Annotated in this window: 32 protein-coding genes and 1 tRNA gene; 6 read left to right on the forward strand and 27 right to left on the reverse strand. The window is 62.9% G+C overall.

Annotated features, from left to right (window positions below):
* Positions 1-90: 90 nt before the first annotated feature.
* The 20 genes from rpmD to rpsJ form a co-directional block, all read right to left on the reverse strand.
* On the reverse strand, positions 91-267 hold the full coding sequence (rpmD, locus tag ASF00_RS00145) for a 50S ribosomal protein L30 (RefSeq protein WP_055872633.1): 177 nt from the start codon (positions 265-267) through the stop codon (positions 91-93).
* Positions 268-273: 6 nt separating this feature from the next.
* The gene (gene rpsE, locus ASF00_RS00150; RefSeq protein WP_055872635.1) at positions 274-1,065 is read right to left on the reverse strand and encodes a 30S ribosomal protein S5; all 792 of its coding nucleotides are present in this window, start codon (positions 1,063-1,065) and stop codon (positions 274-276) included.
* Between the two features lie 3 nt (positions 1,066-1,068).
* Positions 1,069-1,425 carry a 50S ribosomal protein L18 gene (gene rplR / locus ASF00_RS00155; RefSeq protein WP_031393749.1) on the reverse strand — a complete coding sequence of 119 codons (357 nt, stop codon included), beginning with the start codon at positions 1,423-1,425 and terminating at the stop codon, positions 1,069-1,071.
* Entirely contained in the window at positions 1,425-1,958 is a 534-nt protein-coding gene (gene rplF / locus ASF00_RS00160; RefSeq protein WP_055872637.1) for a 50S ribosomal protein L6, read from the reverse strand. Before rplF ends, rplR begins: the two co-directional genes overlap by 1 nt.
* Entirely contained in the window at positions 1,958-2,353 is a 396-nt protein-coding gene (gene rpsH, locus ASF00_RS00165) for a 30S ribosomal protein S8 (protein ID WP_031393751.1), read from the reverse strand. The genes rplF and rpsH overlap by 1 nt, the downstream gene beginning before the upstream one ends.
* Before the next feature lie 9 nt (positions 2,354-2,362).
* The gene (gene rpsN, locus ASF00_RS00170) at positions 2,363-2,668 is read right to left on the reverse strand and encodes a 30S ribosomal protein S14 (protein WP_055872639.1); all 306 of its coding nucleotides are present in this window, start codon (positions 2,666-2,668) and stop codon (positions 2,363-2,365) included.
* A 65-nt stretch (positions 2,669-2,733) separates the two neighbouring features.
* Positions 2,734-3,357, reverse strand: coding sequence for a 50S ribosomal protein L5 (gene rplE / locus ASF00_RS00175; protein ID WP_199860867.1), 624 nt, complete (start codon positions 3,355-3,357; stop codon positions 2,734-2,736).
* The gene (gene rplX / locus ASF00_RS00180; RefSeq protein WP_055872640.1) at positions 3,350-3,667 is read right to left on the reverse strand and encodes a 50S ribosomal protein L24; all 318 of its coding nucleotides are present in this window, start codon (positions 3,665-3,667) and stop codon (positions 3,350-3,352) included. The genes rplE and rplX overlap by 8 nt, the downstream gene beginning before the upstream one ends.
* Positions 3,667-4,035 (reverse strand): 50S ribosomal protein L14, encoded by a 369-nt coding sequence (gene rplN, locus ASF00_RS00185; protein ID WP_031393755.1) that lies wholly within the window; start codon positions 4,033-4,035, stop codon positions 3,667-3,669. Before rplN ends, rplX begins: the two co-directional genes overlap by 1 nt.
* A 164-nt stretch (positions 4,036-4,199) precedes the next feature.
* Positions 4,200-4,472 carry a 30S ribosomal protein S17 gene (gene rpsQ, locus ASF00_RS00190; RefSeq protein ID WP_031393756.1) on the reverse strand — a complete coding sequence of 91 codons (273 nt, stop codon included), beginning with the start codon at positions 4,470-4,472 and terminating at the stop codon, positions 4,200-4,202.
* 10 nt (positions 4,473-4,482) lie between these two features.
* Positions 4,483-4,689: a 50S ribosomal protein L29 gene (gene rpmC, locus ASF00_RS00195; RefSeq protein ID WP_055872644.1), complete on the reverse strand. Its 207-nt coding sequence runs from the start codon at positions 4,687-4,689 to the stop codon at positions 4,483-4,485.
* A 4-nt stretch (positions 4,690-4,693) separates the two neighbouring features.
* Positions 4,694-5,128, reverse strand: coding sequence for a 50S ribosomal protein L16 (gene rplP, locus ASF00_RS00200; protein ID WP_031393758.1), 435 nt, complete (start codon positions 5,126-5,128; stop codon positions 4,694-4,696).
* A gap of 15 nt (positions 5,129-5,143) precedes the next feature.
* Entirely contained in the window at positions 5,144-5,851 is a 708-nt protein-coding gene (gene rpsC, locus ASF00_RS00205; protein WP_055872646.1) for a 30S ribosomal protein S3, read from the reverse strand.
* The gene (gene rplV, locus ASF00_RS00210) at positions 5,851-6,228 is read right to left on the reverse strand and encodes a 50S ribosomal protein L22 (protein ID WP_037529220.1); all 378 of its coding nucleotides are present in this window, start codon (positions 6,226-6,228) and stop codon (positions 5,851-5,853) included. Before rplV ends, rpsC begins: the two co-directional genes overlap by 1 nt.
* The gene (rpsS, locus tag ASF00_RS00215) at positions 6,228-6,503 is read right to left on the reverse strand and encodes a 30S ribosomal protein S19 (RefSeq protein ID WP_031393761.1); all 276 of its coding nucleotides are present in this window, start codon (positions 6,501-6,503) and stop codon (positions 6,228-6,230) included. Before rpsS ends, rplV begins: the two co-directional genes overlap by 1 nt.
* Position 6,504: 1 nt before the next feature.
* Positions 6,505-7,344 (reverse strand): 50S ribosomal protein L2, encoded by an 840-nt coding sequence (gene rplB, locus ASF00_RS00220; RefSeq protein WP_055872649.1) that lies wholly within the window; start codon positions 7,342-7,344, stop codon positions 6,505-6,507.
* Positions 7,345-7,348: 4 nt separating this feature from the next.
* The gene (locus tag ASF00_RS00225) at positions 7,349-7,663 is read right to left on the reverse strand and encodes a 50S ribosomal protein L23 (RefSeq protein ID WP_031393763.1); all 315 of its coding nucleotides are present in this window, start codon (positions 7,661-7,663) and stop codon (positions 7,349-7,351) included.
* On the reverse strand, positions 7,656-8,282 hold the full coding sequence (rplD, locus tag ASF00_RS00230) for a 50S ribosomal protein L4 (RefSeq protein WP_055872651.1): 627 nt from the start codon (positions 8,280-8,282) through the stop codon (positions 7,656-7,658). Before rplD ends, ASF00_RS00225 begins: the two co-directional genes overlap by 8 nt.
* Before the next feature lie 2 nt (positions 8,283-8,284).
* Positions 8,285-9,031, reverse strand: a complete 747-nt coding sequence (rplC, locus tag ASF00_RS00235; RefSeq protein WP_055872654.1) for a 50S ribosomal protein L3 — start codon at positions 9,029-9,031, stop codon at positions 8,285-8,287.
* Between the two features lie 288 nt (positions 9,032-9,319).
* Positions 9,320-9,628 carry a 30S ribosomal protein S10 gene (gene rpsJ / locus ASF00_RS00240; protein ID WP_007406109.1) on the reverse strand — a complete coding sequence of 103 codons (309 nt, stop codon included), beginning with the start codon at positions 9,626-9,628 and terminating at the stop codon, positions 9,320-9,322.
* 188 nt (positions 9,629-9,816) lie between these two features.
* Here rpsJ and ASF00_RS00245 point away from each other — a divergent pair, with 188 nt between their 5' ends.
* Positions 9,817-10,212: an endonuclease domain-containing protein gene (locus tag ASF00_RS00245; RefSeq protein ID WP_235525499.1), complete on the forward strand. Its 396-nt coding sequence runs from the start codon at positions 9,817-9,819 to the stop codon at positions 10,210-10,212.
* 70 nt (positions 10,213-10,282) lie between these two features.
* Here the strand turns inward: ASF00_RS00245 and ASF00_RS00250 are convergent, their stop codons facing one another.
* The 5 genes from ASF00_RS00250 to rpsL form a co-directional block, all read right to left on the reverse strand.
* Entirely contained in the window at positions 10,283-10,624 is a 342-nt protein-coding gene (locus ASF00_RS00250; protein ID WP_156348119.1) for a hypothetical protein, read from the reverse strand.
* 168 nt (positions 10,625-10,792) lie between these two features.
* Positions 10,793-11,986 carry an elongation factor Tu gene (tuf, locus tag ASF00_RS00255; RefSeq protein ID WP_031393767.1) on the reverse strand — a complete coding sequence of 398 codons (1,194 nt, stop codon included), beginning with the start codon at positions 11,984-11,986 and terminating at the stop codon, positions 10,793-10,795.
* 106 nt (positions 11,987-12,092) lie between these two features.
* Entirely contained in the window at positions 12,093-14,189 is a 2,097-nt protein-coding gene (gene fusA, locus ASF00_RS00260) for an elongation factor G (RefSeq protein ID WP_055872657.1), read from the reverse strand.
* A gap of 123 nt (positions 14,190-14,312) precedes the next feature.
* Positions 14,313-14,783: a 30S ribosomal protein S7 gene (gene rpsG, locus ASF00_RS00265; RefSeq protein ID WP_055872660.1), complete on the reverse strand. Its 471-nt coding sequence runs from the start codon at positions 14,781-14,783 to the stop codon at positions 14,313-14,315.
* 77 nt (positions 14,784-14,860) lie between these two features.
* Positions 14,861-15,232, reverse strand: a complete 372-nt coding sequence (gene rpsL, locus ASF00_RS00270; protein ID WP_010164594.1) for a 30S ribosomal protein S12 — start codon at positions 15,230-15,232, stop codon at positions 14,861-14,863.
* 408 nt (positions 15,233-15,640) lie between these two features.
* On the opposite strand from rpsL, the gene ASF00_RS00275 reads away from it, so the two are divergent.
* Positions 15,641-16,258: a hypothetical protein gene (locus ASF00_RS00275; protein ID WP_156348120.1), complete on the forward strand. Its 618-nt coding sequence runs from the start codon at positions 15,641-15,643 to the stop codon at positions 16,256-16,258.
* A 103-nt stretch (positions 16,259-16,361) separates the two neighbouring features.
* Here ASF00_RS00275 and ASF00_RS00280 read toward each other — a convergent pair whose 3' ends face one another.
* Positions 16,362-17,375, reverse strand: coding sequence for an alpha/beta fold hydrolase (locus ASF00_RS00280; protein ID WP_055872663.1), 1,014 nt, complete (start codon positions 17,373-17,375; stop codon positions 16,362-16,364).
* A gap of 145 nt (positions 17,376-17,520) precedes the next feature.
* Between ASF00_RS00280 and ASF00_RS00285 the strand changes: the two genes are divergently transcribed.
* The 4 genes from ASF00_RS00285 (at position 17,521) to ASF00_RS00300 (ending at position 20,493) form a co-directional block, all read left to right on the forward strand.
* Positions 17,521-17,597: transfer RNA gene (locus ASF00_RS00285), tRNA-Trp, on the forward strand.
* Between the two features lie 551 nt (positions 17,598-18,148).
* Complete coding sequence (gene secE / locus ASF00_RS00290; protein ID WP_055872665.1) at positions 18,149-18,346, forward strand: preprotein translocase subunit SecE; 198 nt, start codon at positions 18,149-18,151, stop codon at positions 18,344-18,346.
* Positions 18,347-18,359: 13 nt separating this feature from the next.
* A complete protein-coding gene (gene nusG / locus ASF00_RS00295; RefSeq protein ID WP_055872668.1) occupies positions 18,360-18,896 on the forward strand; it encodes a transcription termination/antitermination protein NusG in 537 nt (178 codons plus the stop codon).
* Between the two features lie 472 nt (positions 18,897-19,368).
* A complete protein-coding gene (locus ASF00_RS00300; protein WP_082463137.1) occupies positions 19,369-20,493 on the forward strand; it encodes a sialidase family protein in 1,125 nt (374 codons plus the stop codon).
* Between the two features lie 60 nt (positions 20,494-20,553).
* Here ASF00_RS00300 and ASF00_RS00305 read toward each other — a convergent pair whose 3' ends face one another.
* Positions 20,554-22,959: a TonB-dependent receptor gene (locus ASF00_RS00305; protein ID WP_235525501.1), complete on the reverse strand. Its 2,406-nt coding sequence runs from the start codon at positions 22,957-22,959 to the stop codon at positions 20,554-20,556.
* Positions 22,960-22,966: the final 7 nt, after the last annotated feature.

A 22,966-nucleotide genomic window follows, 5' to 3' on the forward strand; every position in this document is an offset into this window, starting at 1 on the left:
CGCTTGTTACGCGCTGTGGAAATGGATTCTGGAATAAGAAAGGGGGCCGTTAGCCCCCTTTCTCGTATTTGTCACGTGGGTCGTGAAGGCTCAGCCTTCCACCGACACCATGTGCTGCACCTTGCGGATCATGCCGCGGACCTCTGGGCTGTCTTCCAGCTCGCGGGTCTTGTGCATCTTGTTCAGGCCGAGACCGATCAGCGTTGCGCGCTGGTCCTTCTCGCGGCGGATCGGCGAACCGGTCTGCGTGATCTTGATGGTTGCCATGATCGCTTACTCCGTGATCGCAGCTGCGTCTGCCTCGGGGGTCTTCGACCCACCGTGGCCGAGCAGGTCGGCGATCTTCTTGCCGCGACGCTGTGCGACGGCCTTCGGCGAGGTCTGCTCGCCAAGGGCTTCGAACGTTGCGCGGATCATGTTGTAGGGGTTCGACGTACCGACCGACTTGGTCACGACGTCTGCAACGCCCAGCGATTCGAAGACGGCGCGCATCGGGCCACCGGCGATGATGCCCGTACCCTGAGGCGCCGACCGCAGCGTGACCTTGCCGGCACCGAAGTGACCGTTGCCGTCATGATGCAGCGTGCGACCGTCCTTGAGCGGGACGCGAACCATCTTCTTCTTGGCAGCAGCCGTCGCCTTCGAGATGGCTTCCGGCACTTCGCGTGCCTTGCCATGACCGAAGCCCGCACGGCCCTTGCCGTCGCCGACGACGACGAGTGCTGCAAAGCCGAAGCGCTTGCCGCCCTTGACCGTCTTCGAGACGCGGTTGATGTGAACCAGCTTCTCGATCAGCTCTTCGCCGCCATCGTCCGAACCCGGACGACCGCCACGATTGTCACGACCACCGCGACCGCCGTCACGACCACCGCGGTTGCCACCCGGGCCACCGCTGCGACCGCCACCGGGGCCACCACGACCGCCACCGCCGCCGCCACCGGGTCGACCACGGCCACCGCCGTTATTGCCCTGGTACCCGGTGCTCTGCGGCACGTTCTGAGCCGTGACGTCCTGTGCGGTCGTCTCGGGTGCGATTACCGCTGGCGTGTTGTTTTCGTCAGCCATGTCTTAGAACTCCAATCCGGCTTCGCGCGCGGCATCGGCAAGAGCCTTCACGCGACCGTGGTAGAGGAAGCCGCCGCGATCGAACACGACCTGAGTCACGCCCGCTGCCTTGGCAGCCTCGGCGACGCGCTTGCCGACCGAAGTCGCCGCGTCGATGTTGGCGCCGGACGTGCCGCGCACGTCCTTCTCCAGCGTCGAGGCCGAAGCGACCGTCGTACCAGCGGCATCGTCGATCACCTGGGCATAGATGTGCTTGCCCGAGCGATGTACCGACAACCGCGGACGGGTGCCTGCACGTGCGCGGAGCGCGGTACGATTGCGGCGACGCCGCTTTGCGAAAAGAGAGAGACCCTTGGTCATTACTTCTTCTTCCCTTCCTTACGGAAGATGAACTCGCCGTCGTACTTGATACCCTTGCCCTTGTAAGGCTCGGGCTTGCGCCACTGACGGATTTCGGCGGCCAGCTGGCCGACCTTCTGCTTGTCGGAACCCGAGATCTCGACCGTGGTGTTGTCCGGGGTCTTCACCTCGATGCCTTCCGGCACGTCGATGTTCACGTCATGGCTGTAGCCGAGCTGCAGCTTGAGGTTACGACCCTGGGCAGCGGCACGGTAGCCGACGCCGGTGATCAGCAGCTTCTTGGTGAAGCCCTCCGACACGCCCGTAATCAGGTTCTGCACCATCGTACGCTGCATGCCCCAGAACGCGCGCGCGCGCTTGGTATCGTTGGCCGGCTGCACCGAGATGCCGCCGTCTTCGATCGTGTAGCTGATCTCTTCGCGCAGCGGCATCGTGAGCGTGCCCTTGGGGCCCTTCACGGTTAGCTGCTTGTTCGCGATGCTCGGCGTGATGCCGGCCGGTACCGAAACCGGCTTCTTACCAATACGGCTCATCAGAACACCTCCGCGAGGACTTCGCCGCCGACGTTCTGCTCGCGTGCTTCGGAATCCGAAAGCACGCCGCGGGGCGTCGAGACGATGGTGATGCCGAGGCCGTTACGGACGCGCGGGAGTTCCTGCGAGCCGGAATAGACGCGACGGCCGGGCTTCGAGACGCGCGCGACATGCTTGATCGCAGGCTGGCCCTCGAAATACTTCAGCTCGATGCGAAGGCCGGCCGCGGGGCCCATCTGCTCTTCGCTATAGCCACGGATATAGCCTTCGCGCTGCAGAACGTCGAGCACGCGGACGCGCAGCTTCGACGCCGGAGTCAGGACGGAGTCCTTCTTCGCGCGCTGGCCATTACGGATACGGGTGAGCAAATCACCCAGGGGATCGGTCACTGCCATGATTAGTCCTTACCAGCTCGACTTCGTGACGCCGGGGATCAGGCCCTTGTTGGCCAGATCGCGCAGCTGAATACGGCAGAGCCGGAACTTGCGGTAATAAGCGCGCGGGCGACCGGTCAGCTCGCACCGGTTACGGATGCGGGTCGGGTTCGCGTTGCGCGGCAGTGCCGCCATCTTGAGGCGAGCGATCAGACGCTCACCCTCGTCGAGCGTCTTGTCCGCTGCGATCGCCTTCAGTGCCGCGTACTTCGGCGCATACTGCTTGACCATGCGCTTGCGGCGCTCGTTCTTGTTGACTGAACTCAGTTTCGCCATCGACTTAAGTTCTTTCTTTCCTGAAGCGCCGCCGGTGACACGAGGTCACGGGCGGCGGTTGGTAGTTAAGCTGCCTTCTTCTCGTCGGCAGCGTCGTCTTCGATCGGGAACGGGAAACCGAACAGACGCAGAAGCTCGCGAGCCTCGTCGTCGGTCTTTGCGGTCGTCGTCACGATCACATCCATGCCGCGGACCTTGTCGACCCGGTCATAGCTGATTTCTGGGAACACGATCTGCTCCTTGATACCGCAGGCATAGTTGCCACGGCCATCGAAGCTCTTCGGGTTGAGCCCGCGGAAATCGCGGACGCGGGGAAGAGCGATCGTGATGAAACGGTCGAGAAACTCGTACATGCGCTCGCGGCGAAGGGTAACCTTCACGCCGATCGGCATGCCTTCACGCAGCTTGAACTGTGCGATCGACTTCTTGGCCTTCGTCACGACAGGCTTCTGGCCGGCGATCAGCTCCATTTCGGAAGCAGCCTGGTCGACCTTCTTCTTGTCCTGCGTGGCTTCGCCGACGCCCATGTTCAGAACGATCTTGTCGATCCGCGGGATCTCCATGACGTTCTTGTAGCCGAACTTGTCGACCATCGCCTTGATGATCGTCTCGTCGTACATCTTCCGCATGCGCGGCGTGTAGGCGACCTCGGTGCCAGCGGCGTCTGCGCCAGTGTTCTGATCAACCATTGATCTTCTCCCCGGTCTTGACGGCCACGCGGACCTTCTTGCCGTCCTGCTCCTCGAAGCGGACGCGGGTCGGCTTGCCGTCGGCGGTCACGTGCGCGACCTTCGAAACGTGCATCGGTGCTTCCTTGCGGATCAGGCCACCCTGCGGGTCACCCTGAGTCGGCTTGGTGTGACGCACGGCGATGTTGACGCCCGCGACGACGACCTTGTCGGCCTTCGGCATCGACATGGTGACTTCGCCGGTCTTGCCCTTGTCCTTGCCGGACAGGACGATGACCTTGTCACCCTTCTTGATACGCTGCGACGCCATTACAGCACCTCCGGCGCGAGGCTGATGATCTTCATGTGCTTCTTGCCGCGCAGCTCGCGAACGACTGGGCCAAAGATACGGGTGCCGATCGGCTCCTCGTTCTTGTTGACCAGCACCGCGGCGTTGCCGTCGAAGCGGATGACCGTACCGTCTGCACGGCGGATATCCTTGGCGGTACGCACGATCACCGCGCGGTGAACGTCGCCCTTCTTCACACGGCCCCGTGGCTGCGCTTCCTTGATGCTGACGACGATGATGTCGCCAACGCCTGCAACACGACGCTTGGAACCCCCAAGCACCTTGATGCACTGCACCCGCTTCGCGCCGCTGTTGTCAGCGACGTCGAGATTGGACTGCATCTGGATCATGGATCCGTATCCCTTCTCTGTCTCTGGGGTCGATACCGACCGAACCCCGCCTAAAAAATCACCCCGCCGCGGACGAATCCGCAGCGGGGAGGAGCGGCCGCTTAGCCGTTCCCGTTTACGAAAACAAGAGCGCAGGGAGTTGCCCCCCTGCCCTCATGTTTGATTCAGCCCTCGGCCGAAGCCCGTTCCGGCGTCGCGTGGGTGTTGACCCGCTCGATCACCTTCCAGGTCTTCAGCTTGGAGATTGGTGCGGTCTCTTCGATCCGCACGGTCTCGCCCTGCTTGAACTCGTTGCTCTCGTCATGAGCATGATACTTCTTCGAGCGACGGATGATCTTCCCGTAGAGCGGGTGCTTCACCTTACGCTCGACGTTCACGACCACCGTCTTGTCGCCCTTGTCGGACACGACCAGACCGGTCAGCACGCGCTTCGGCATGATGTGTTCCTTACTTCGCGGCTTCAGCGCTGGTGCGCTGAGCCTGCAGGGTCTTGATGCGAGCGATGTCGCGGCGGACCTCACGAACGCGGCTCGGCTTTTCGAGCTGGTTCGTGGCGGCCTGGAAGCGCAGGTTGAACTGCTCGCGCTTCAGTTCGCCGAGCGACTCCGACAGCTGGTCGTCGCTCTTGGTCTTCATGTCGTCGATACGAGCCATGATCTTACTCGCCTCCCAGATGCGAGGTGTCACCCAGGCGGGCAACGACCTTTACCTTGATCGGCAGCTTCATGGCCGCCCGCTCGAACGCCTCGGCGGCGATCTTGCCGTCGACGCCGTCGAGCTCGAACAGGATCCGACCCGGCTTGACGCGAGCGGCCCAATATTCCGGCGCGCCCTTGCCCTTACCCATGCGGACTTCGGCTGGCTTTCCCGAGACCGGAAGATCTGGGAAAATGCGGATCCACAAACGCCCCTGGCGCTTCATGTGACGCGTGATCGCGCGGCGTGCCGCCTCGATCTGGCGTGCGGTGATCCGGTCGGGCTCCATGGCCTTCAGGCCGTAAGAGCCGAAATTGAGCGAGAAGCCACTCTTGGCGTCGCCCGAAATCTTGCCCTTGAAGGCCTTCCGGAACTTGGTCTTTTTTGGTTGCAGCATGTCTGTTCCTGCCCCTTAGCGACGATCGTCGCGCTGCGGCCGCACGCCGGAGGTCTGAGCCTCCATCATGATGCGGTCGTACGACGTCGGATCGTTGCCGAGAATCTCGCCCTTGAAGACCCAGACCTTCACGCCGCAAACGCCGTAAGACGTGTGCGCCGTAGCCTCGGCATAATCGATGTTCGCGCGCAGCGTGTGCAACGGAACCCGACCCTCACGATAGCTCTCCGACCGCGCGATCTCGGCGCCGCCAAGACGGCCGCCGCAGTTCACGCGGATGCCCTCGGCACCGAGACGCATCGCCGACTGAACCGCACGCTTCATGGCGCGACGGAAAGCGATACGACGCTCGAGCTGGTCGGCGATGCCCTGCGCGACGAGACGCGCATCGACTTCCGGCTTGCGGATTTCGACGATGTTCAGCGACACGGTCGACGACGTCATCTTGCCGATCGTCGAACGCAGCTTCTCGATGTCCGCACCCTTCTTGCCGATGATCACGCCGGGGCGTGCAGCGAAGATGGAGATGCGGGCCAGCTTGGCCGGACGCTCGATGACCACCTTGGAGATCGCGGCCTGCGGCAGCGTCTTCATGATGAATGCGCGGATCTTGAGATCCTCGAGCAGGAGCCGACCATAGTCGGCGCCTTCGGCGTACCAGCGGCTATCCCAGGTACGGTTGATCTGCAGACGCAGACCGATGGGGTTGCTCTTCTGACCCATTATGCTTCTTCCTGCTCGCGCACGACGATGCGCAGACGGCTGAATGGCTTGAGGATGCGGGTCGACTTGCCGCGGCCGCGGGTAGCGAAGCGCTTCATCGTGATCGACTTGCCAACCGATGCCTCGGCGACGACCAGCGAGTCGACGTCGAGATTGTGGTTGTTCTCCGCATTGGCGATGGCCGAGGCCAGCACCTTGCGGGCTTCGATCGCCATGCCCTTGGTCGAAAAGGCGAGGATGTTCATCGCATCGCCGACCTTCTTGCCACGGATGAGCGCAGCGACGAGGCCGAGCTTCTGTGCCGAACCGCGGATCTGCGTACCGACCGAAAGCGCCTCGTTGTCCGCGACCTTGCGCGGGCTGACTTGCTTAGACATCAGCGCTTGCCCTTCTTGTCGGCGGAGTGGCCGGGGAAGTAGCGCGTGGGCGCGAACTCACCGAGCTTCATGCCGACCATGTCCTCGTTGACCGAGACGGGCACGAACTTGCGGCCGTTATAGACGTTGAACGTGAGGCCCACGAACGACGGCAGGATCGTCGAGCGGCGCGACCAGGTCTTGATCGGCGAACGCGCGTTGGTGTCCTGGGCGGTTTCTGCCTTCTTGAGCAGATGAAGGTCCACGAAGGGGCCCTTCCAGACTGAACGAGCCATGTTAGCCCTTCCTCTTCGTCGAATGACGCGACCGGATGATCATCTTGTCGGTCGATTTGTTGTGACGCGTACGCGCACCCTTCGTCGGCTTGCCCCACGGCGTAACCGGATGACGGCCACCCGAGGTACGGCCTTCACCACCGCCGTGCGGATGGTCGACCGGGTTCTTGGCGACACCGCGCGTCAGCGGACGGATACCCATCCAGCGCGAACGACCGGCCTTGCCCAGGTTCTGGTTCTGGTTGTCGGGGTTCGAGACCGCGCCAACCGTCGCCATGCAATCGCTGCGGATGTAGCGCTGCTCGCCCGAGTTCAGGCGAACCATCACCATGCCCTTGTCGCGACCGACGACCTGCACGTACGTGCCGGCCGAACGGGCGATCTGGCCACCCTTCATCGGCTTCATCTCCACGTTGTGGACGATGGTGCCGACCGGCATCTGACCGAGTTCCATGGCGTTGCCCGGCTTCACGTCGGTCTTCTTGGCCGCGAGAACCTTGTCGCCGACGGCCAGACGCTGCGGCGCCAGGATATAGGCGAGTTCCTCGTCCGGGTACTTGACCAGGGCGATGAACGCGGTGCGGTTGGGATCATACTCGATCCGCTCGACGGTGCCTTCGACGTCCCACTTGCGACGCTTGAAGTCGATGTAGCGGTACTTCTGCTTGTGACCGCCGGCGATGCCGCGCGAGGTCACATGGCCCTTGTTGTTACGACCGCCGGTCTTGTGCTTGCCTTCGGTCAGCGCCTTGACGGGGCGACCCTTCCAGAGCGACGACTTGTCGACCAGGATAAGACCGCGGCGTGCCGGCGATGTCGGATTATAATGCTTGAGTGCCATGGCCTCAGATCCCCGTCGTCACGTCGATGGACTGACCGTCCTTCAACGTCACGATTGCCTTTTTCATGTCCGAGCGCGAGTAGTTCGTGCCCTTCCACTTTTTGGTCTTGCCCTTCTGGACGAGCGTGTTCACGCCGACGACGTTCACGTCGAACAGCGCCTCAACGGCCGCCTTGATCTCGGGCTTCGTGGCGTCGTTGGACACCTTGAACACCACCGCGTTGTGCTCCGACAGGGTCGTCGTCTTCTCGGTGATATGCGGGGCCAGGATAACGTCGTAATGACGATTATCGATGCCCGCCTTCTGCTTCTTAGCCATGGAAGCGCGCCTCCAGCTTTTCGACAGCGGCGCGCGTCAGCACCAGCGTGTCATGCTTCAGGATGTCGTAAACGTTCGCGCCGGCTGCCGGCATCACGTTCACTTCGTACAGGTTGCCCGCAGCGAATGCGAAGCTGGTGTCGACCATGTCGCCGTCGATGACGAGCGCACGCTTGCCGAAGCCGAGCTTGGCGAGATCGCCGAGCAGCGTCTTGGTCTTGCCACCCTCGACAGCCAGGCTGTCCATGATGACCAGCGAACCCGCCTTGGCGTGGCTGCTGAGCGCCATGCGCAGACCGAGTGCGCGAACCTTCTTGTTCAGCGACGGGTTGAAGTCACGGACGCGGGCGCCGTGTGCCTTACCACCACCGATGAACACAGGTGCGCGACGATCGCCGTGACGCGCCGTACCGCCGCCTTTCTGGCGACCGAACTTCTTGCCGGTGCGGGCGACGTCTGCGCGCTCACGGGTGCCGCGAGCCGTCTCGCGACGCTTCTCGAGCTGCCAGGTGACGACACGGTGCAGGATGTCGGCGCGCGGATCAAGGCCGAAGACCTCGTCGTTGAGCTCGATGTCCGCAGCGTCGGTACCGGCGAAAGATGAAACCTTGATCTTCACGCTCAGCCCTCCTGGCCGTCGGCTGCAGGTGCGTCGGTCGTTTCGGCCGGCGTGTCTGCTGCAGTGTTGCTGTTGGTGGTCTTGAGACCGGCGGGGAACGGTGCGTCGGCGTGGCGCGCGACCTTCACCGAGTCCTTGACGAAGAGCCAGCCGCCCTTGGAGCCAGGAACCGAACCCTTGACGAACAGGAGACCACGCTCGACGTCCGTCGATACGATCTCGAGGTTCTGCTGGGTGCGATACTTGTCGCCCATGTGGCCGGCCATCTTCTTGTTCTTGAAGACCTTGCCCGGATCCTGGCGCTGACCGGTCGAACCGAGCGAACGGTGCGAGACCGACACGCCGTGGGTTGCCCGCAGACCGCCGAAGCCCCAACGCTTCATGCCGCCCTGGAAGCCCTTACCCTGGGTCTTGCCCTGGATATCGACGATCTGGCCTGCGACGTAGTGGTCGGCCGAGATCTCGGCGCCAACGTCGAGCAGGCCGTCTGCGTTCACACGGAACTCATGGACGACAGCCTTGGGCTCCACTTCGGCCTTGCCGAAATGGCCGCGCTGCGGCTTTGCAACATTCTTCGACTTGGCAACGCCTGCACCAAGCTGGACGGCAGTGTAGCCGTCACGATCCATTTCGCGAACGGAAACGACCTGATTGCCTTCGAGTGCCAGAACGGTGACCGGCACGTGCCGACCATCTTCCTGGAACAGGCGGGTCATCCCCATCTTCTTCGCGATCACGCCAGTACGCATGATCTTGTCCCTTCCTAGACAGAGGCCCCGTCGGACTATTCCTCGGGGGCTTGCGGACCATGTCCGGAGCGAAGCTCCATGATGCATCCACCTGACCCCATTCCCGGCCAAAGCCCTGAATGGAGTCGGATCAACCCGGTAAATACGAAACGCGCCCCGTCCCGGGCTGGTGTTTCTGCAAACGCAGAAACGTGACGGGGGACGCTGCCCCGTCGGTTTGCACCGACGGCGGTATCCCAATGTCGAACGGCGCGGGACCGTTACCGGTCGACCGCGCCGCGCCAGCCCTTAGGCGAGCTTGATCTCGACGTCAACGCCAGCGGCGAGGTCCAGCTTCATCAGCGCATCGACCGTCTGCGGCGTCGGCTGGACGATATCCAGCATACGCTTGTACGTGCGCACCTCGAACTGCTCGCGCGACTTCTTATCGATGTGCGGGCCGCGGTTCACGGTGAATTTTTCGATGCGCGTCGGAAGGGGAATCGGACCGCGGATGAGCGCGCCGGTGCGGCGTGCGGTGTCGGCGATGTCGCCAGTGGCCTGATCGAGCACACGGTGATCGAACGCCTTCAGACGAATGCGGATATTGCTGTCCATAGTCCCTACCGATGCGAAAGAGCGGGCCCGTTTCCGGGCTCTTGCTGGTTGATGTTTAAACCGAAGGCGGGCCATTACGGGAGAGTCGGGTGAAATGCAACCGGCGGTTGCGGGTTTTCCGGCTCGATCTGTCGAACACCGTGCTACCTACCAATCCTCCCCCGCCAGGGGGAGGTGGCACGCGAAGCGTGACGGAGGGGGAGGAAGGCGATGCGACTCGATGGATCCTGACCGTCCGCAGCAACGCCAAGCGGCTGCGGAAACAGATGACCCCGCACGAGATAGCATTGTGGCTGGCATTACGAGGTAACGAGGCAGGCTTGCGCTTCCGCCGGCAACACGCAGCAGGCCCCTACGTCCTCGACTTCTACTGCGCCCCAGCGCGACTCGCGATCGAAGTCGACGGCGAATCCCACAACCACGGCAACCGCCCCGAACGAGACGCAACCCGAGACGCCTGGCTAGTCGCCCAAAACATCCGCGTCCTCCACTACCCCGCCCGCGAAATGCTAGCCAACCTCGACGACGTCGTCCGCCAGGTCACGTCCGTCGCAGTCGAACGGCGAACTACCTTCGAGAGCTAATCCCCCCTCCCCCTCCGACGCCTCCGGCGCCACCTCCCCCTAGCGGGGGAGGATTGAGAGAAAAGCGAACTTAGACAAGAGCGCTCCCCACAGCCAGCAGCACGCCAAAACTGATCGCCGTCGATACAGCCCACCAACCGACCAGACAACGACGGGCGCCCGTTAGTAGCCCAACCGCACCAATGGTAACGGTGCCTAATCCAACAAAAAGTAGAGGGAGTGGTTTCAGCGGCCCCTCGGTTTGAGTCGGCAATTTCGTCATGATCAAGATTACCGGGAGCATGACCCCGAAGATACCGATACTGCGAAGGTAGTGCTGGCGTATCTGATACTGCACGAACTGACGACCTGTTCCTTCGCGGGCCACCCGTGATTTTTCTTGGTGTAGCCATTCGAAGCGGTCAGGTTTCATGCCGAGGCATTTGTCGGAATACGGCCACATCCGCAAGTGGGCGATCGCGGCCGGCGTCAATCAAGCTTTTCGAGCGCCATCCGCGCGATGCCCACCAAACACAAAAAAGCCCGGCCTCTCTCGCGAGAAGCCGGGCTCTTTTCGATCAACTCCCGAAGGAGAAGACGCTTACTTGTCGATCTGGCTCACGACGCCTGCACCGACGGTACGGCCGCCTTCGCGGATCGTGAAGCGCTGGCCCACGTCCATGGCGATCGGTGCGATCAGCTTGATGCCGAGCGACACGTTGTCGCCTGGCATGACCATCTCGGTGCCCTCGGGCAGCTCGACGGTGCCGGTCACGTCCGTCGTACGGAAGTAGAACTGCGGGCGGTAGTTGGCGAAGAACGGCGTGTGACGGCCACCCTCTTCCTTCGACAGCACGTACACTTCCGAGTTGAAGTCGGTGTGCGGCTTGATCGTGCCTGGCTTGCAGAGCACCTGGCCACGCTCGACTTCGTCGCGTGCAACGCCGCGGATCAACGCGCCGACGTTATCGCCAGCCTGGCCCTGGTCGAGCAGCTTGCGGAACATCTCGACGCCCGTGACCGTGGTCTTGCGAACGGTCGGGTGGATACCGACGATCTCGACTTCCTCGCCAACCTTGACGATGCCGGTCTCGACGCGGCCGGTGACAACCGTACCACGACCCGAGATCGAGAACACGTCCTCGATCGGCATCATGAACGGCTTGTCGAGCGGACGCTCGGGCTGCGGGATGTAGTCGTCGACAGCCTGCATCAGCTCGGTGACGGCGTCGGCGCCGAGCTTCTGGTTCGAACCCGACAGCGCGCAGGTTGCCGAACCCTTGATGACGGGGATGTCGTCGCCCGGGAAGTCGTACGAGCTGAGCAGCTCGCGGATTTCCATCTCGACCAGCTCGAGGATTTCCTCGTCGTCGACCAGATCGACCTTGTTCATGAACACGACCATTGCGGGCACGCCGACCTGGCGTGCGAGCAGGATGTGCTCACGGGTCTGTGGCATCGGGCCATCGGTCGCCGAAACGACGAGGATCGCGCCGTCCATCTGAGCTGCGCCGGTGATCATGTTCTTCACATAATCGGCGTGGCCCGGGCAATCGACGTGCGCGTAGTGACGGTTGGCCGTCTCGTACTCGACGTGTGCGGTCGAGATCGTGATGCCGCGCTCGCGCTCCTCGGGAGCCTTGTCGATGTTGGCGAAGTCGACAGCGGTACCGCCGGTCGTCTCTGCCAGAACCTTCGTGATCGCAGCGGTGAGCGACGTCTTGCCATGATCGACGTGACCGATGGTGCCGATGTTGAGATGCGGCTTGTTCCGCTCAAATTTTGCCTTGGCCATTGTTTCCTACCTTCTGATTCGTATTCCGGTGCCACACCGGGAACCGCGCGAACGCGGCCCCATAGCGGCTGTTAAAGCCTGACGCTAGCCCTACCCCTTTAAAGGGTTAAGCCAGTTTCGCCTTCACCTCGTCGGCGACGTTCTGCGGCACTTCGTCGTAATGCGAGAACTGCATCGAGTATTGTGCACGGCCCTGCGTGAACGAGCGGAGCGAATTCACATAGCCGAACATGTTGGCCAGTGGCACCATCGCCTCGACCGTCTGCGCGTTACCACGGCTGTCGGTGCCCTGGATCTGGCCACGACGGCTGTTCATGTCGCCGATGACGTCGCCCAGATAATCCTCCGGGGTGACGACCTCAACCTTCATGACCGGCTCGAGCAGCGTGATGCCCGACTTCTGTGCCACTTCGCGCATGGCGCCACGTGCACAGATTTCGAACGCCAGTGCCGACGAGTCGACGTCGTGATACGCGCCGTCATACAGCACGATCTCGAAATCGATGATCGGGAAGCCGACCAGCGAACCCGAAGCAGCCGTCTCGCGGAAGCCCTTCTCGATCGCAGGCAGATATTCCTTCGGAATGTTGCCGCCCTTGATCTCGTCCTTGAACGTGATGCCCGAACCGCGCTCGCCCGGCGTGACCTTGACCTTCACGCGACCGAACTGGCCGGTGCCGCCCGACTGCTTCTTGTGCGTGTAATCGACGTCGACCGGCTTCTTCAGATATTCGCGATACGCGACCTGAGGAGCGCCGACATTGGCCTCGACCTTGAACTCACGCTTCATGCGGTCGACCAGGATCTCGAGATGGAGCTCGCCCATGCCCTTGATGATGGTCTGACCCGACTCGGGGTCCGACGACACGCGGAACGAGGGATCCTCGCGTGCGAGACGATTGAGCGCGACGCCCATCTTCTCCTGATCGGCCTTGGTCTTCGGCTCCACCGAAAGCTCGATCACGGGCTCGGGGAATTCCATCCGCTCGAGAATGATCGGTGCGTTCATCGCGCAGAGCGTGTCGCCCGTGGTGGTGTCCTTGAGGCCTGCGAGAGCGACGATGTCGCCAGCAAAGGCTTCCTGGATGTCCTCACGGCTGTTCGCATGCATAAGCAGCATGCGGCCGACCTTTTCCTTCTTGTCCTTGACCGAGTTGGTGACCTGCGATGCGGTCTCCAGCTTGCCCGAATAGATGCGCGCGAAGGTCAGCGTGCCGACGAACGGATCGTTCATGATCTTGAACGCCAGCGCCGAGAACGGCACGTCGTCCGACGAAGGACGCTCGTCCGGCGTCACGCCGTCGAGCTTCAGACCCTGAATCGCGGGAACGTCGAGCGGCGAAGGCAGATAGTCGACCACGGCGTCGAGCAGGGGCTGAACGCCCTTGTTCTTGAACGCCGAACCGCAGACCACCGGCACGAATGCCATGCTGAGCGTACCCTTGCGGATCAGCTTCTTGAGGTCGGCGACGCTCGGCTCGTTACCCTCGAGATAGGCTTCCATCAGAGCATCGTCCTGCTCGACGGCCATCTCGATCAGCTCGCTGCGATACTTCGCAGCCTTCTCGGCCATGTCCTCGGGGATCTCGGCATATTCGAACTTCGCGCCGAGGCTCTCTTCGAGCCAGATGATCGCGCGGTTCTCGACGAGGTCGACGAGGCCCTTGAAGCCGCCTTCCATGCCGATCGGCAGGTACAGCACCGCCGGACGCGCACCGAGACGATCGATGATCGAGTTGACGCAGAAGTAGAAATCGGCGCCGGTGCGATCGAGCTTGTTGACGAAGCACATGCGCGGCACGCCGTACTTGTCGGCCTGACGCCACACGGTCTCGGACTGCGGCTCGACGCCGGCAACGCCGTCGAAGCATGCGACCGCGCCGTCGAGGACGCGCAGCGAACGCTCGACTTCGATCGTGAAATCGACGTGGCCCGGGGTGTCGATGATGTTGATAAGGTGCTCTTCGCCCTTACCTTCTTCGGCGCGCCACTTGCAGGTGGTTGCAGCCGACGTGATCGTGATCCCGCGCTCCTGCTCCTGCTCCATCCAATCCATCGTCGCGGTGCCTTCGTGCACTTCGCCGATCTTGTAGGACTTGCCGGTGTAATAGAGGATGCGCTCGGTCGTCGTCGTCTTGCCGGCGTCGATGTGCGCCATGATGCCGATGTTGCGGTAACGGTCGAGCGGATGGCTGCGGGCCATGATCGTGCTTCCTTAAGGATATGGGGAGCCGAACGTGCCGGCTCCCCAATATATAGGTGTTTGCGTTACAGGCGAAAGACCGCCCGTGACACGGTTACCAATGCTAGGCTTCGAAGCCCGCTGTTACCAGCGGTAGTGCGAGAATGCACGGTTGGCTTCTGCCATCCGGTGCGTGTCTTCGCGCTTCTTGACCGCGTTGCCGCGGTTGTTGGCAGCATCCATCAGCTCGCCCGACAGCCGTGCGGCCATCGTGTTCTCGCTGCGCGAACGTGCCGCACCGATCAGCCAGCGGATCGCCAGCGCCTGGGCACGCTCGGGACGCACTTCGACGGGAACCTGGTAGGTTGCACCACCGACGCGACGCGAACGGACTTCGATGCCCGGCTTCACGTTGTTCAGCGCATCGTGGAAAACGCCGATCGGGTCGCGCTTGGCGCGCTGCTCGACGGTTTCAAATGCACCGTACACGATCAGCTCTGCGACGGACTTCTTGCCGTCCAGCATGACGCTGTTCATGAACTTCGACAGAACCTCATCCCCGAACTTGGGATCAGGCAGGATGACCCGCTTTTCGGGACGACGACGACGTGCCATTTTATATTCCTTCTAAACTTCAGCCTTGATGGGTCAGATACCATTGCGACCGGCTTACGCCGGCTGGCCTGCCCGGCTTACTTCGGACGCTTGGCGCCGTACTTGGAACGCGACTGACGCCGGTCCTTCACACCCTGTGTATCGAGCACGCCGCGCAGGACGTGATAGCGAACACCGGGAAGATCGCGGACACGACCGCCACGGATCAGGACAACCGAATGCTCCTGAAGATTGTGGCCCTCGCCCGGGATGTAGCTGATGACTTCGCGCTGGTTGGTCAGGCGAACCTTGGCCACCTTGCGCAGAGCCGAGTTCGGCTTCTTCGGGGTCGTCGTGTAGACGCGCGTGCAAACGCCACGCTTCTGCGGATTTGCTTCCATCGCAGGGACCTTCGATTTGGCCTTCTGCGGATCGCGGCCCTTGCGGACCAGCTGGTTGATCGTCGGCATTGAAGCCTTCACCTTTCAAGTGGTTACTTTGCTGGAGCCATTGAGGCGCCTGAGAATACAAAAAGGACCATTCGAGGCGCACACGGCGCCCCTCAGGTCCTGGAATGCATCCAGCAATGTTCAAGCATGCCCGGCGGGAAAGACTCCCGAAGAACAGGGCGCGCCTATATGTCAGGACGCGGCTCGGGTCAACGGGCCGGAATCGGTTTGCGGCGCGCCTGCCTTGCGACGCGTTTAACATGGTGGAAACGTCAGCCGGCGCAAAAGCGGGAGATGATATCCGTCCACCCTGCCCGGCGATGGCCCGTCGCTCCGATCGTCTCGCTTCTCGGATCGACGGTCGCGGCGGAATTGGCGCTGACATACGGAACGGAGTCGTTTCCGTCTAACCTGTTATGCGACCTTGCCTTGATCGCCGTCTTCGTTGCGGCGATCGAGCGTCGCTACAAGGCGATGCTGGCGGCCGCTGGCTTGGCATGTGGGCTGGCCCTGTATGGCGCCATGCTCCTTCCGCTTGCGATCGGGCTGGCGAGCAGCCGACGAGCCGCACGCCGCGCACTCCTGCTCGTTCCGCTCTTAGCATGCTTCGCCATCATCGCACTGGGCAGGCCCTGGCTCCCCTCCAGCCTGATCGGCATGTGGTCGGTCGCACGCCAGCCGGACTTGACGGGCTTGATGGCAGCGTTTGCGCTGGGAAGCCTGGCGTGGCTAACGGCGACGCTATCCGCCCGCCCCCTGATGCACGACATGGTGCCGACCGCGGCCCTGAGCTGCGCCCTCGGCTGTGCCTTGGTCCTGCCCGGCGCGTCGATGGCCGTGCCGCTTGCGCTGGCCTGCCGCTGCAAGGATCGCCGGGTATCGCTGTTGACGGCACTTGCGGCGCTGCTGGCCGCTTTCGCGGTACCGATCCCAGCGACGCTCGCGTTGACGGTCGCGCTGACACTGGCGGCGAGATCCCTTCGCACGCCCGCCGCGAACGACAATCGGGTATTCGCGCGCAAACTCCGATTCGTCACTCTGGTATGAGGCTTCGGCACGCGCCGCCGACTTCTTTACCCCCGCCCGCAAGCGCCTTCATCGAGCGGATTGGCGATGATGTTCTGCGGTGGCTGGAAACGACCGACCACCGCTATCGGCGCGGCAGTTCCAACGCCGCCAACAACGTCTTCTCGAATCGCGTCGGATCCTCGACCTGCGGCGAGTGCCCCAGCCCCTCGAGCATGACTAGCTTGGCATTCGGCATCTGCTTCACCGCGCGCGGGGCGACCATCGGGATCGGCTCGAGAAACTTGCGCAGGCTTACCGGCGCCTGCGCGCGACCGAATGCCGTTTTATCGAGCGTCCCGACGATCAACGTCGTCGGCGGCGTGATCCGGTAGAGTTCGTGCGCGACCGGCTGCGCCTTGATCATCTCGCTGGTTTTCGCCTGCGCCAGCGCGACCGTATCGCGACCAGCGCCCTGGTACATACCGGCCTGCATCCAGACCCAGCGATCATAGGACGGCTTCCAGACGCCGTGATAGTAGTTCTCGAGCTGGTACGCCTTGATCGACGCGTAGCTCGTCTTCTTCTCGTTCGCCCAGAGCGTGTCGACGTCGGCATAGGGGACGCCCTCTTCGGAGCGGTCCTTCAATCCGAGCGGATTCACCAGCACCAGTTTCTCGACCGACGCTGGGTACATGATCGCATACCGCATCGCCAGCATGCCGCCCATCGAGTGCCCGACGATCGTCGCCTGCGAGATCCCGCGCGACTCAAGCAGGCGCCGGGTAAAGGATGCCAGCATCTCGAAACTATACTGCGCCGCACGCGGCTTGGACGATTTGCAGAAGCCGATTTGGTCGGGCACGATCACGCGGTAGCCAACCGCGCTCAGCGCGCGCACGGTACTGCCCCAAGTCGCACCGCAGAAGTTCTTGCCGTGCAGCAGGACGATGGTGCGACCATTGGGGCGTTGCGCCGCGATATCCATGAATGCCATCTGTGCCGGGCTGCCGATGATATCGACCTCCATCGTCTGCACCGGCCATGGATAGGTGAAGCGTTCGAGCTGTGGCCCGAGATCCGGGACCGCCGGGACCGCCGCAGCCCCCATCAGGAGCGCGGCGATTGGCCCCGCCAGCAACATCGATCCCGCCTTCATACGATTACGCTTTCCTGCACACACCAAGCCTGTGTAAGGTTACCGAGCAAACCGCGCCGAGTGCAACGCATCATCCTTATGATGACGAATTGCACGCGAAGCGCTTGCCCTTCGCGAAAACGCTGGGTATGGGGCGCGACCGCGTAGGAGTGTAGCTCAGTTGGTTAGAGCGTCGGTCTCCAAAACCGAAGGCCCTCGGTTCGAATCCGAGCACTCCTGCCACCCCCTTTGATAACCTGATTTTGGATTGCACCGTTTCAAACGGCGCTGTCGCACGCGTATCGCGATTGCAGAACTTGCATTTGATAATGCAATTTTCGCAATTGCTCTATCCGGTGCTGCGATGCACAACGATCAGGCCTTTCAGGCATCCTCTCCTAAAAACTTTCATGGCCGGTCTCGTACCGGCCTTTTTTTTTGCCCGCGTTGCGCGTACACCTTGGACGCTGTCGTCAGGCCGAACGATAACAAGAAACCGTGGGAGCGGAGCCGCCGGTGAAACCGGCACCGGCAAGACGATCGTGCGGGGGATCGAGTGACCCAAGCGCTCTCCCCCGCGATTTCCTTGGCCGCCGCCTGACACGCTCGGTCCATCGTCCCCGGCACGCGCCGGAGCGCTCTCCCGCCCCGCCCTTGCTTTACCCGGCCACCAAAGCTATCTGCCGCGCTTCCGACAGCGAGGACGGACTTGCCGCCGCGGCCCTTCACAGGGAGCGGCTAGTGGGTCTATGTCTCGCATCTCACTTTCTCAATCAGCGGGTTCGAAGAACATCGTGGCGAAAACGTCCCCCCTCGAATTCATCCAGCAGGTCCGCACCGAGACCGCGAAGGTCACGTGGCCGACGCGTCGCGAGACGGTCATGACCGGCGTGATGGTGGTGATCATGACGACGATCCTCGCGCTGTTCTTCCTGGGCGTCGACTCGATCCTGCAAGCGATCGTCTCCGCCCTCCTCAAACTCGCTCAGTAAGCAAGGTTCCGTCATGGCGCGCTGGTACATCATTCACGCCTATTCGGGCTTCGAGGGCAAGGTCCGCGACTCGATCATGGCCGAGGCGACCCGGATGGGTCTCGAGCAGCTCGTCGAGCAGATCGAAGTCCCGACCGAAACCACCACCGAAGCCCGTCGCGGCAAGAAGATCGCGGTCGAGCGCAAGTTCATGCCGGGCTACGTCCTCGCCAAGCTGAACATGAACGACGACGTGTATCACCTCGTCAAGAACACGCCCAAGGTCACCGGCTTCCTCGGCAGCATGGGCAAGCCGCAGGCGATCAGCGAGGCGGAAGCCACGCGGATGCTGAACAGCAAGGAAGAGGCCGCCGCGGCCCCCAAGCAGAAGGTCAAGGTCGACTACGAGATCGGCGATCAGGTCAAGGTTCTCGACGGTCCGTTCGCGACCTTCAACGGCCTGGTCGAGGAACTCGACTTCGACCGCAGCCGCGTCAAGGTTTCGGTGTCGATCTTCGGTCGCGCCACCCCGGTCGAGCTCGAATTCGAGCAGGTCGAGCGCAGTAAATAATTCCTGCGCGGCTGGCATAGCCAGCCTGCGCGAGGGATCGCGGCCGGCTGATGGCCGGCCCAGCGACGCGGGCGTCACCTTGCGTCGCGTTTTGAGAGCCCAACGGCTCTCCGTATATGCTCCCCACGTCTATACCTGATGCATATTCGAAAAGCCTCGGCTGGGTCTGATGCATCTTTCCGGTCTCGCGACACAAAGGCCGGCGGGCGTCGATGACGTCACCGGAAAGTGGGGTCGTTCGGGTCGCCCCCGTCCTGTGTCCGGCGCTCCAAATCGCGCAACGGACTTACTTCGGTCGAACCCGCGCTGCGCAGGATCGACGACCACATCGGCACGATCTGCGCGGTGTTGGCTTCGTACCCGTGATATTCTCGGCATAGACCGGCTTATCGGTCGATCCCGACATGCCGCTTAGGCATCGGTATCGCGCGGTGTAGAAGCAGCAGATCGAGAGGCTTTGAGAGACCAGGCTATGAACTTTGGCGCATCGGCGTGCCGACGGTACGGTATCTGCGCGATCCTCGGTACAATAACGCTGCCGATCAGCGCCCACCCTCCTGCCAAGGCACTGCGAACAGCACCGACGCCAGCGCCGGCCCGGTCGCCGATCCTGCTGTCCGAATTCATCTACACCCACGCCCCCTACCCGCAGGCGCATGCCTCGACGATCGTCGAGCTGCCCGACGGCACGCTCGCCGCGGCGTGGTTCGGCGGATCGGGCGAGAGCCGACCGGACGTCCAAATCTGGTTCGCGCGACGGGGGGCGACCGGATGGGAAACGCCCGTTGCCGTCGCCGATGGCGTGACCGCTGACGGTCAACGGTTCCCGACCTGGAACCCGGTGCTGTTCCAGCCCGCCGGGGGCGAGCTGCAGCTTTTCTACAAGGTCGGACCCAATCCGCGCAGCTGGTGGGGCATGGTCATGCGCTCGCCCGATGACGGGCGACACTGGCGCCGGCCGCAGCGCCTGCCGGACGGCGTGCTGGGACCGATCAAGAACAAGCCCGTGGTGGCGCCCGACGGAAGCTGGCTATCGCCGTCCAGCCGCGAGGAAGGCAGCGCGGAGGCCAATATCTGGTCGATCCGGATCGAGCGCAGCACCGATCGCGGGGCGACGTGGCAGGTTGGCAGTGCGATCGCCTCGCCGATGCATATCGAGGCGATCCAGCCGAGCATCCTGTCCCATCCCGGCGGCGTGCTGGAGCTGGTCGCGCGGACACGACAGGGTGCGCTGGCGATGAGCTGGTCACGTGATTCCGGGCGCAGCTGGTCGCCCCTGGCGGCGATCGACCTGCCCAATCCCAATGCGGGCACCGACGCGGTGACGCTGCGCGATGGACGGCAGCTTATCGTCTACAATCACAGCGCGCATGCCCCGGATCGGCCCGGCGACGGCCCGCGCTGGCCGCTCAATATCGGTCTATCGGACGACGGCGTGCGATGGCGCAACGCGCTGACACTGGAGAGCAAGCCGCTGCCCGACGGCTATGCCTATCCCGCCGTGATCCAGACTCGCGACGGGCTGGTGCACGTCACCTACACCTATAACCGGACTCGCATCCGCCACGTCGTGATCGATCCGGCGCGGCTGCACTGAGCCGATTCGCCTGCCACCTCCTCTGGGGAAGGTGGCAGGCGTCACCCGCCTCGGATACGATCAGAAGCCGACGCTGATCGTGCCGAACACCTGGCGCGGGGCAACCGGGAACTGGTTGAACGTCCCGCTCGCTGCGCCGATGCTGAGCGTCGAGGCGGCGCGCTTGTTGGTGATGTTCGTCACGTTCAGGCTGACCGTCGCGGTCTTGACGATCTGCCCTTCGGCCAAGGGCACGCGCGCGGCGATGCGGCCCGACAGCGTGAAGTAGGACTTTACAGCCAGGTCGTTGGTGTAGGTCGCGTACCGCTTGCCGATATAATCGCCAATGAGCTGCGCGTCGAAGATGTCGTAATTGGCCGACGCGGTAAACTTGTTAAGCCAATCCGGGCTGCCCGGCACCTTCTTGCCTGCGGTGCCGACCGTGGTCGTCCCGCTGACATAATCCTGTTCGTAGCGCGAGTTGTTGTACGACAGCGCATCGTAGAACGAGAAATGCGGGCCGAACCGGATCGTGCCGGCGATATCGACGCCATCGGTCTTCACTGCGCCGACATTCTGGAGGATCGCCGCGCCGCTGACGACCGCGGTGACCACCGGCGTCGGGCTGATGCCGAGCAGGCGGTTGCTGAAATCGACGTGATACACGCTGATCTGGCCCTCGAACCCGGTGATCGGGCCGAGGTTGAGCGCGTGATGCGAGCGCAGGCCCGCCTCGTACGTCCAGCTCGTCTCGGGCTCGACATTGTCCTTGAACAGATCGAACGCGGCCTGGCTGCCGAGCGCGAATGGCGACAGGCCGGCGGCGGCGCTGGTCTGGAACTGACGGATGTTCTTCTGGACGTTGACGAACACCTGCTCGTTGTCGGACGCGTCCCACAGCGCGCCGAGCTGTGGCAGGAAGTATTTGTGCGTGTCGATCTTGCCGACCGGCAGCGCGACCGAACCGGTGAACGAGCCCGGGATCGGCTGCGTCGGTACGCGCTGCGACGCGTTCTGGAACGTGCTCTTGACGCCGCCCTGAAGCGTGAGGGTCGGCAACAGCTTCCAGCTGTCCTGGATGTGCGCCTGATATTCGTCGACGCGCACTTCGCTGTGATATTGCGTGATCAGGGGCGTCAGCGAGTCGCGCGGACGCTGATACGGCGTCGTGGGGTCGTTGACCGGGAACGGATACCAGCGGCGATAGGCCGACGAGCTCTGATGCTCGTACCACGCGCCGAACTCGATATGATGCGCGCCGAGATCGATGCCGACCGTCGACACCAGGCCACCGCGCGCGATGCGATATTCGGTCGTGCGCGTCGCCAGCCCCGATCCGCCGAACACCGTCGTCAGGTTCTGGCCGGGGTAATAGAACGAGAACAGCTTGGGCAGGCCGGCGACGTCGATCGGTCCACCGATGATCCCGACGCCGTCATTGTGATGGTAATAGGCCTGGTTCGAGAAGGTCACGCGGTCGCTGACGTTCCAGTCATATTTGATATAGCCGAGATAGTCGGTCCGCGCGGCGACGCCGTAATAGTTGCTGTAGTTCGATCCGTCGGCCTTGTACGCGCCCGAGTTCAGATAGTTGAGCATCCCCTGGAAATCGGGGAACTTGAACGGACGGACATACGGCGCGGTGGCTTGCGTCGCGGTGGTGATGACGGTCGAATCCTCGTTCGGCTCGGTCTTGTCCGAATAGGCCGCGTAGACCGTCAGCTTGCCGGTGGAATCGTCATGGACGAACTTCGCATTGGCCTGATAGCCGCCCTGGATGCCGTTGAAATCCCACGCCTTCGCCTTCTGGCGCGAGCCCGAAATGTAGAAGCTGTTGCCGTTGCCGAAGGTGCCGCTGTCGATCCGCGCGAACAGCCGCGAGGTTGAATGGCTGCCGAGCGTCTGGTCGATCTGCACGCCCATTTCCTTGCGCGGATCGCTCGAGAAGGTGTCGATCGTGCCGCCGAGGTTGCTGGTCGATGCGGTGCCCAGATCGCCCGCGCCGCTGGCCAGCGTCACGCGCGAGACATTCTCCGAGATGATCGCACGTTGCGGCGACAGGCCGTTGTAATTGCCGTAATTCTGGTCGCCCAGCGGCAGGCCGTCGAGCGTGTAGCCGAGCTGCTGCGCGTTGAAGCCGTGGACGAACAGCGAGATGTTCTGTTCGTTGTTGCCCCATGGATCGGCGGTCAGGAACGTCACGCCCGGCAGCGTCTGCAACGCCTTGAGCGGACTGACGCCGGGAAGGATCTTCTGCATGTCGACGCCGCTGATCTGCGCGACCGAGCGGGTGGCGGTACCAGTGACGACGATCGTGTCGTCCTGACCCGCGGCCGGTACGGGATCGGGCGCGGCGACCGGCGCGGGCGAGCCCGGTTCGGCATCCTTGGCGACCAGCGACTGCGAAGATACGGGCGATACGCCAAGGACGGCGACGCCGACAGCACCGCACAACAACCGCGCGGCGGTACGAGAAAACATGGTCATTCTGGAA

The organism is Sphingomonas sp. Leaf34, from assembly GCF_001421805.1.
Classification (GTDB): domain Bacteria; phylum Pseudomonadota; class Alphaproteobacteria; order Sphingomonadales; family Sphingomonadaceae; genus Sphingomonas.